This window comes from Brevundimonas sp. GN22 (assembly GCF_054824005.1).
Map to the genome: position 1 here is coordinate 1 of NZ_JSYD01000010.1, position 8,489 is coordinate 8,489.

At 49.1% G+C, this 8,489-nt stretch carries 9 protein-coding genes; 5 read left to right on the top strand and 4 right to left on the bottom strand.

Translation table 11 applies throughout. The features are described from left to right. The first annotated feature begins 252 nt into the window (after nucleotides 1–252). Nucleotides 253–789 carry a hypothetical protein gene (locus OB03_RS01675; protein WP_461343022.1) on the top strand — a complete coding sequence of 179 codons (537 nt, stop codon included), beginning with the start codon at nucleotides 253–255 and terminating at the stop codon, nucleotides 787–789. A 175-nt stretch (nucleotides 790–964) separates the two neighbouring features. After that, nucleotides 965–1,699 carry a hypothetical protein gene (locus tag OB03_RS01680; protein WP_461343023.1) on the top strand — a complete coding sequence of 245 codons (735 nt, stop codon included), beginning with the start codon at nucleotides 965–967 and terminating at the stop codon, nucleotides 1,697–1,699. A gap of 21 nt (nucleotides 1,700–1,720) precedes the next feature. On the opposite strand, the gene OB03_RS01685 is transcribed toward OB03_RS01680, so the two are convergent. Continuing rightward, entirely contained in the window at nucleotides 1,721–2,449 is a 729-nt protein-coding gene (locus OB03_RS01685; RefSeq protein WP_461343024.1) for a recombinase family protein, read from the bottom strand. A gap of 185 nt (nucleotides 2,450–2,634) precedes the next feature. Between OB03_RS01685 and OB03_RS01690 the strand changes: the two genes are divergently transcribed. Then, nucleotides 2,635–3,132: a hypothetical protein gene (locus tag OB03_RS01690; protein WP_461343025.1), complete on the top strand. Its 498-nt coding sequence runs from the start codon at nucleotides 2,635–2,637 to the stop codon at nucleotides 3,130–3,132. A 9-nt stretch (nucleotides 3,133–3,141) separates the two neighbouring features. On the opposite strand, the gene OB03_RS01695 is transcribed toward OB03_RS01690, so the two are convergent. The 3 genes from OB03_RS01695 to OB03_RS01705 all read right to left on the bottom strand — a co-directional run bounded on the left by OB03_RS01695 (nucleotide 3,142) and on the right by OB03_RS01705 (nucleotide 6,013). Continuing rightward, nucleotides 3,142–3,579, bottom strand: a complete 438-nt coding sequence (locus OB03_RS01695; RefSeq protein ID WP_461343026.1) for a hypothetical protein — start codon at nucleotides 3,577–3,579, stop codon at nucleotides 3,142–3,144. Nucleotides 3,580–3,619: 40 nt separating this feature from the next. Beyond that, nucleotides 3,620–4,642, bottom strand: coding sequence for a tyrosine-type recombinase/integrase (locus OB03_RS01700; protein WP_461343027.1), 1,023 nt, complete (start codon nucleotides 4,640–4,642; stop codon nucleotides 3,620–3,622). A 663-nt stretch (nucleotides 4,643–5,305) separates the two neighbouring features. Further along, entirely contained in the window at nucleotides 5,306–6,013 is a 708-nt protein-coding gene (locus OB03_RS01705; protein WP_461343028.1) for a hypothetical protein, read from the bottom strand. 372 nt (nucleotides 6,014–6,385) lie between these two features. On the opposite strand from OB03_RS01705, the gene OB03_RS01710 reads away from it, so the two are divergent. Then, complete coding sequence (locus OB03_RS01710; protein ID WP_461343029.1) at nucleotides 6,386–7,765, top strand: KAP family P-loop NTPase fold protein; 1,380 nt, start codon at nucleotides 6,386–6,388, stop codon at nucleotides 7,763–7,765. Nucleotides 7,766–7,982: 217 nt separating this feature from the next. Further along, entirely contained in the window at nucleotides 7,983–8,453 is a 471-nt protein-coding gene (locus OB03_RS01715; protein WP_461343030.1) for a hypothetical protein, read from the top strand. Nucleotides 8,454–8,489: the final 36 nt, after the last annotated feature.

Below are 8,489 nucleotides of genomic sequence, written 5' to 3' on the forward strand. Positions count from 1 at the left end.
ACTCGAACACGTGACCCCCGCATTACGAAAGGGGGAACACGATAATTATATTATAAAAGTCAGATATTTAGACTAAAAATTTTCCAAAATTAATTGTCATTTTTAATGGCATATGGGCCCCTTATTGGGCGTGCTTGTGAGCTAAATACTGTTGTCTTTTCAACAACATAAACATTTCTCACAAAACACATTTCATTCCCCATTATGCCCACACCCTCAATCCATAACCCAACCCATAAAGACACCACCAGAGTGTCCCATTCTGCATGGGCGCAGAGTAAAATTGACTGGAATGATTTGGCCCGCCTCACCGTGTTGGAGGAGGCAATTATGGCCTGTCCCAACCAATATTTTCTGACGCTTACCAGCAGACGTACCCTCACTTCTGATGACTTGTCTGCTGAAGTCGGCAAAGTGCTGCACAGGGTCAATGCCAAGCTGTTTGGCACCCATTACTCTCGGCACAAGAGAGTGAGATTGGCCACGTGTGCAGTTCAGGAGCGCTCTTATGCGGATGGTCTTCATGTCCATCTGCTCATTGGTGTGCCTGAGGGTAGCTTGCAGTTGAAGGCAAACCCATGCCGTGAGCGGGTGGGGGATCTCGTTATTTCGGAATGGCTTCGTGCTGATCCCGAAACCCGCCGAGCCGTGGCTCAAGATAGCCAAGAGGTTTACAACTTCTCTGGTGTTTCTTCTTACATCCGTAAGGGAGTTCGCAGTCAGCAAGCGTTCGACAATGTCGATCTGTGGAATTGCTCGCTGCCATACACGCCGTCTGCCCTGTCGTAATTGACAGGATAACCCATAAAGCCGAGCGCAGACGGCTCGCCTTACCTTCAAGACTTTGCACTTGGCATGACATTGTGTTGTGCCTTGATAATAGAGTATTGTCTAAAATTATTAATAATAACAGTTGTATGTGTTTGAATGTTTAGATGCGATATATAACCAAAAGGGCAGGGGTATGAAGGTTGAGGAAGATGGTCTTGATGTCCTCATAAAGGAAATCAACCTTACAGAAATTATGTCTTTGATTGAGCGTACAGCTCGATGGGTCGATCCTGAAACATTTAAACTATTGCCTGTTTGGTATCCGGAACATGCTCGGAAAAAGCATTTCTACAAGGGAGACTGGTCAGAGCCTCAGCTTAATAAAAGCCGATCAACAGGGACTGTGATCCATAAAGTCGAGGGCAATGTCTTTGCCAACAAGGCGCTGACAAAGGCGCTGGGTCTGACAAAGGCAAAGAGGCCTAACTGGTCATGCTGTCATATCTGGGGTGTTGATGACTCGAAGTACCAAAAATCAAACGCCGTGGTTCAGGATCGCCGCTTCTATTCGTGCGTAGCTAATATGGTTCTGTTGCCGACACCCATGAAGGCATTCACAGACACGATGCCAGAAGTGAAGGCCATGCTTCGCCACTGTGCAGCCAATCTCTATGGTTGGAAATGCGATCACCCAGACCTTGTTGGTTTAGATGATGACGGGGCAATTGATATGGACGCTTACCCTAAAAGTTGGCCCACATTCGTTGGCGAAAAGCGTCCTAAAGGGACCATTGAGCTGACGCCGACTATCCGTAAAATAGCTGAAAAGAGACTTGCTGACATTCGAAAGCAGGTGACCAGTCCTGGGGCGCATTATCCTATTGATGATGTGCTTGCCGTACTTGCCTATTGGAAGATCTCGGTCTGATAGGGGAGGTGCCGCTGCAACCTAAGCGGATAAGGTCGAGAGCCTTTTAAGAAGGTTTTGAACGGTTGCAGGGTGCCATCTTTTCCCTCTGGCGGTGAGGATGCCTTGTTCATTCAGCTTGATGGCAAGGGACGAGGCATTGAGGGGACCGTTTGCTTGAAGCTCAGTGATTATGGATTGCAGGCTAAGGGCTCGCTGATCGGCTGCTTTGATGTTTGCGGATATGGCTGCGGCATTGCCCTTGTCGGCTGTTTTAATGGCTTTGGTCCCGTTGGGATTTCCTAACCGGCTGACGGTGCGCCCTGACCGGCTGGACTCATAAGCTCCATCATTTTGAAGGCGTGTTTTTATGACCGAGAGAGCATCCTTAGTACGTCGGGATATTGCTTCTCGTTCGGCTTGAGCGATGACAGCCAGAACGCCAATCGTGAGATCATTTGCATCGGGTATGTCGGCAGCAAGGAAGCGGACGCCACTGTCACGAAGAGCGAGCAGAAAGGCTGCATTTCTTGATAGTCTGTCGAGTTTGGCGATGACGAGAATGCTGCCGGTCAGTTTGGCATGATTTAGAGCGGCCATCAGTTGGGGCCGATCATTCTGCTTGCCGCTTTCAACCTCTGTCAGCGCATTTATCAGTGTCAGTCCACGCTGACGGGCTAACTCTTCGACGGCGGCTTTTTGTGCTTCTAGTCCAAGACCGCTGCGACCCTGTGTGGCTGTGCTCACTCGATAGTACGCAACGGCTTTCAAGCGACACCACCTTGAGGGATTTAACAACACGCCTAACCAACGTCAGGCTTATAAGGCATTATCTTTCAATATCTTGATCAGGCAACGATGTTGAAAAATTCAGGTAAATACTACTGGAGGATGAGGGGGCTCTGTTGTCCCTTCGGCAGTATGGCTGGATGCCCTCCGTGAATTTGGAGGATTTCATGAGCGTTCTGAGCAATTTGAAACTTGAGAAGAGTGATGACCGTACGCAGGGTTATGATCCGGTGCGTGTTCGAAGAAAAAAGCTGGCAGCAGCCCTGCAAGATCAGTTGCACTTGCTGGAGGCATCACAAGCTGGTGGCTCGTACAGCAAGATGAAAATCAAGCGGACCCGAGATCTGGAATCTGACGAGTTGGTCGAGATCGAGCAGCGCCGCAAAGTGACCCCATGGTGGTGGGTCGATGACAATGGTGTCGTGAAATTTTCGATCCGATATGGATCGGCACGGCTGATCTTGAAGGACGAGAAAGACTGTCTTGTGGTGTCGTCTCTGGCGCATCTGCAAAAGCTGCTTCCGGCCCTTCGTCAGGAGGTGTTGGCAGGTGGTTTGGATGGTCCTTTGGCGATAGCAGCGGATGCGCTGCAAGCTCGCTTTCGATCTGAAGAACTGACGCCAACGCCAAAGGGAAAGAAGGGTCAGGCCGGAAATCCGGCCTGACTTTGTATATCAATGGAGGCGAGGTCTGATCCACAGAATGACCGTTGGGTCGGGATACCTCTGGCATGGCTTTGCAACACCCATTGCCAGTGACCAGTTAGGGTTTGACTCCCAAACGAATAATTTGGCCTTGAAGTCCTTACCTATTTCCTGAGCCAAGTATTTGTAGGGGCCCAAGTCTGGCTCAAGAAGGTCTAGCGCCGAGGCGATGAAGTCCGTGGCTTCCTCCATCGTTTCCGCCGGCATGATCCGGGTTATGCGGGTGCCGGTGGGAAACGGACCCAAGGCATCGAGTGGTAGAAAACCGTGACGATTTAGGGGGATGAGATAGTCCCAAGGGGGCTCGCCAGCCCAAGTCCCTGCATCTGACGAAACTGATAGGTCGATGCGGTCGCCATCATTCGAGTATGGACAGGTTTCGATGGTAAAATTCCAGTCGGTGTTCATAAAAAATCCTGAATTAATATGGGTTTGAATAGTGAGGGGGTCAGGTCGTTGCGTTTGTGCTTGTGTCACTCACAGCGAGATATCGGGTGGGGTGACGGAAGCTGAAAAGCTTGTCTCGATTAGCCTCGGCAGTAAGCGAACTGGCGTAAAAGCGGTCGATCATCTCGACGCTTGTTCGGCAGGCTCGGGCCAAGGTTAAAAGGTCAACATTGCCTTGTTGAAGACGCATGGTGATTGCGCTGTGGCGCAGGGAATAGAGAGACCGCTCATCCCCATTTGGTCCCTGCAAGAGATCAGCCTTCTTTAGGGCAATGCGGAACTGACGTCTGATTATCTCGTGGGCGTACTTGCGGGATCTACGGTGTGGTAGGAACAAGTAGTCATCTGGCTTGCCGAAGCCCTTGGCCTTTTGGTGGCTCAGAAGTCGATTATAAATCGGCACGGCAACAGGCATTGTAATGATCGGGTTGGCGTGGCCCTTTGATGCAGGCGCTGCGATCCGTAAATAGGCAGGTTCACTAGCGTTAGATGGAACGATGGTGATGTGCTTGTGCTGAAGCACAAACAGGTCGCCAGGACGGAAGAAGCCGTTGACCATAAAGGTGACCAGCCAGCGCAACTCCTTATCGATAGGAGATGCCTTCCACATGATTGGTGGAGAGGCCTTTTCCATTGATCTTAACGTCTGCAAGAGCTGCTTGTATTCGGCAAGACTGAACGCAGATCGAGGGGTTGGCTTCTGAGACGGTCGGGGAATGGGTGGCTTCTGCATAATCAGCCCATCTTCATGAGCGAGGCGGAGCACCACGCTAACAAATGACATCACAGGTGCGATCGCTGTCGATTTAAGGCCCTTGGACGCAAGTTCGTCACGGAAGTCTCGCACCTTACGGGCGTCGATCTTGGATATCGGCATGTCGCCGAAGAAGGCGTCGCAATGCTTCAGGCGGTCTTTGTAATCAGAGACTAGGCGGGGGGAGTTTTGGCCCAGTTTCACTCGTGTTTCGGCGTCTTTAATTGCCGTCTGGGCGGCGATAGAAAATGTAATCTTTTTAGGTCTCATGAGTGCTCCTTGGGCGTGCATGATGGGGGCTTGTTTTGAGCAAGCCTTGTTTAGGCGTTGAAAGGTAATCGGGCCAGCCGTGAAGCAAGCGTCGATGATTTCGAAGCGGTATTTAAGTAGTGGGATTAAGGTGTTGGTCAGACACGTACACCTGACAGGCCATCTTCTATATTAGCGTTATTAGCGACGGAAGATGTGTCTTGAAACTATTCAAATGCGCATGTTTGTGAGCGGATTAACATGTTTGTCGCTTTTGATTGTGCAAACAGTTGTTTTGGAACCGCTTTAAAATTCGTGATCGAAATGACACGATTTCTGGAGCGGTGCGGCACTGAAATTTATTAAAATAATATCGAAAAAGCCCGCCAATGAACGTCATTTCTGGCGTTTGGGAAGGCTGACTCGGGGCTAGGGGAAGGGCCGGTTCAAATCGCTTTAAAATCGCTTTGAACCGGAAGCCTATTCGGCAGGGGCGGGTTTTCTATTAACTGGCGTCTTTAGTGGCAGACTCAGAAAGACCATTCGCCATAAGATTCATTTTCCGCAAATCAGCTTCGGTATAGCCATCTGGGCGGTGTTCGCTTTTGTGATGGATCGTCGCAAAAAGGGCAGGGGATTCGTCCGAGTTCGATCCAGTCTTTGGTTCTTGAGATTTGTCGGTGGTCACAGGCGGCGTCCATCTGCTTTGGACTTCAGGGCTCCGTAGATGACCCATGCGATGAGGACGATGAACGGCTGAAGGATAGTCATGGTCAGGCCGACCAAGAGGTTGGTTTTGCGAATGTTCACCAAGAGAACGATCAACCAAAGACCTGCTGCGATCACGGCACCAGCCATTGGCGACCCCAATGATGCGGCACCGACTAGAGCAAAGATGGATACTAGGTGTAGGGCGTTCCACCAGTTCATGATCATGGGCCAGCCAAACCGTGATGCGGAATAGTCCGCTAGGGCTTTGGTGGTGCTAATGGCTATGATCAGCACGACGATTAGGGCGAGGATGAAACCGCCGACGACCATTGAAGTCGTCGAGTTGGACGAGGGTTCTTTATCGGTCTGGATGGGGGCAGGTCCGCTTTCGTTGTCGGAAAAGCGGTTCATCTCTCTTTCCAGAGCACTTTCTCTGGGCGTCGCTATCGTTTCTGATGGCTGGCTTTGATCGGTTTCTGGGCCTGCAATAGGTGTGTGGTCGTCGCTTGCTTGTTCTTCGGGTTTTGGGTTCGAGATTTGCTCTGCGCCGTTAGCGGCTACGTCGCTGATGGCTTGATCAGCCTGCACATATTCCAAGCTGTCTTGGGCTTGGGCTTCCATCGAAGCGGCCAGCACAAAGAGCGCCATGGCTGGCATTAGTAGTAATTTATGGATTTTCATTGCCCCTCCTGATCGGTCGGGGCCGTCATCCGCTCTGAAAGAAGCGTAAGGCAACTCAGACCGGTAACAAAGTTATCCGATTAAGCTTGGCCATATAAACTGTCAACGAAGTGAGTATGGATATCAGGGCGGTGATTGGACGGAATGTTCGACGCTTCAGGATGGCTAAAGGGCCTGCCCCAAGAAGAACTGTCAGCATTGTGCGACTTTGATCAACGCTACATCAGGCAAGCCGCATCCGAGAAAGGTGAAACCTTGGGTTGAGCAGGAAAATGCGACGAGGATAGCCAGCTTTTAGCGGATAGGGGGGGCTACTTCTATTTTGAGATAATATTGTTACGCTTGATGATCGTGAGACGGTTTGGAGCCAAAATGCGTATCTTTCCTCGCCCATTACAAATTGCTGACACCGAGGGGTTCACGAATGAAAAGGACATCTTCGGGCGTCAAGAACTGGGATCAGGTCTGACAAATTTGGTCGGGGTGGTGACGGATCCAATGGTTATTGCGATCGACGGCCAATGGGGCTCAGGGAAGAGCACATTCCTAAAAATGTGGGCGGGCCAACTTCGGCAGGCGCAGTTCCCCGTTATCTACTTTGATGCCTTCGAAAACGACTACATTGATGACGCTTTCATGGCTCTTGCTGGAGAGATTATTGCTCTAGTGGAAGCCCATAAGAAATCTCAAAATCCGAAAGCTAAGGAATTTAAGGATAAGGCGGTTGGGGCGCTTAAGGTTGTTGGACGGAGCGCTCTCAAAGTGGGTGTGAAAGCGGCATCTATGGGGGCTCTTGATGCAGCAAAACTAAGCGATGAACTGGTGGAGGCTGTCTCCAATGAGGCGGAAGATCTTACCGATAAGCACATTGGGGAGTTGCTGACCAAGCAGGCAGAAAGCCGAAGTACACTGCAAGGGTTCCGTGATGCCCTACGAGATCTGCCCGGAATTCTTATACCGCCGTCTAACCCAAGTGATGGTGATGAGGGAGTTAAGGTTAAGCCACTAATTTTCATTATTGATGAATTGGACCGCTGTAAGCCAAATTTCGCTCTCGAACTTTTAGAGCGTATCAAGCATTTTTTTGCAGTTCAAAATGTTCATTTTGTTCTTGGAGTGCATATGGGTCAGCTGAGAAATTCAGTTAATTCAGCATACGGAATTAATATTAATGCAAATACTTATTTGCAAAAATTTATATCTTTAACGTTTCCGCTTGTCGATCATCATGTTTACAGAGGTGACAGTGCAGTGGTGAAATATATTTCACATATTACTAATAATATAAATGCATCATCAACTGATTTGAGGTTTGTTCAGTCTTGTGCAGATTTTGTTACTAATTATGCATTGATAAATAGTTCTAGCTTTAGAGATATAGAGCATTTTATGACTAATATAGCTTTAGCTGCGGCATTTACTAATGATAATACATTACGTCCGGTGCCTATAGTAGCTGGTCTTTCTATTTTAAGGGTATCAAATCCAGATCTTTATATAAAAGCCAAGTTAAATAAGACAACTTATGACGAGATCTCAAAAGCGCTTTCATTAGATTTAGTATCTTATGATGACAGTGTGGTTGGTTATTCTGATTGGGATGTATCTTGGTGGCAATATTGTTTAAAGCAAGATATTCCAGATGATGTAAAATCGAGTTTCGGAAATGGACTATTTCGATACAATGTGCGGGATAGGTTCAGTATTGTTCCGTTAATATCACGAAGAGTTATAGATAAACTTCTCCCTTAAATCGGAGAGTTGTCTGCCTTTGTAACGCTCCCAAAAGAGACAAGATCCAACCACACTCACTAGGAACCCACGACGAACGCTAGTCAAAGGCACGTTAGCTTGAGCCTTAGCCTTAGATGCAGATCATATATTGTCTGGAAAGGAGGTGCCGTTTACGTGACACGACGGCGGTTTTGGCTGTTGGTGAAGGCTGCAGAACCAATGCTATGTTGAGCATATGAAAACGGCTCACATAGGGGCGGCTGGCGAACTGCTAGTTCAATATCGCCTTCTGAAACATGGCATCGACTCGGCGGCTATGACAATCGATGATGGCATCGATTTAGTGGCTTACTCTCCACGTCTTAGAGACGCTGTGACGATACAAGTGAAAACAATCAATCAGCCCAAGCCTGGCGGAGGGAAGGGCAAACTAGCTAACAACTGGAGACTGAGAGAAAGCAGCCCTGCGACCCTTGTAGCGCTGTGTGATCTATCAACCGATCGCACGTGGATTTTCCGACATGAGGAATTTGTCAAAGAGGCGCAGCAGCATTCTAAAGGAACGGCGCACCTGTATTTTTACGTGGATCGAACGGCTAGGGTGCCTTCGCAGTCTATGGAAGCCCACTTCGATAGATATCTCATCGAGAGACGCATCGATGAGCTGTTTGGGTCTCCTGAGCCAGCTATGCCGAATGAAATCTAACGCACACCCACTAGGAACCCACGACGGACCCTAGCC